The sequence below is a fragment of the Psychrobacter sp. TB55-MNA-CIBAN-0194 genome, assembly GCF_040309505.1.
Classification (GTDB): domain Bacteria; phylum Pseudomonadota; class Gammaproteobacteria; order Pseudomonadales; family Moraxellaceae; genus Psychrobacter; species Psychrobacter fozii.
In genome coordinates this window covers 1-247 of the sequence record NZ_JBEOOW010000637.1, presented here as the reverse complement: position 1 = coordinate 247, position 247 = coordinate 1, and the positions used below count along the sequence as shown (strand labels likewise).

General features: G+C 73.3%; 1 protein-coding gene. It reads left to right on the top strand.

Annotation, left to right across the window (positions count from 1 at the left end; genetic code table 11):
- Nucleotides 1-247: aminotransferase class I/II-fold pyridoxal phosphate-dependent enzyme (locus tag AAEY75_RS16560; RefSeq protein ID WP_352260253.1), on the top strand; the 247-nt coding region annotated here is incomplete at both ends.

The following is a 247-nucleotide window of genomic DNA, read 5'->3' as shown; positions in this document are numbered from 1 at the left end:
GATCACGCCGTGGCCGTCGTATCCGCTGTATCCCGTGATGGCCCGCCAGGCCCGCGCTTCGGCGGTGCCGGTCAACGGCTTCGGCGTCGAGCCGATCCTCGCCGCGGTCACCGACCGCACGCGCCTGGTCGCGCTCTGCAACCCCCACGACCCGACCGGCGAGCTGCTGGGCGTGGCCGCGCTGGAGCAGTTGTTGGAGGCCTTGCCCGAGCGCGTCGTGGTCCTGCTCGACGAGGCGCTGCGCGAC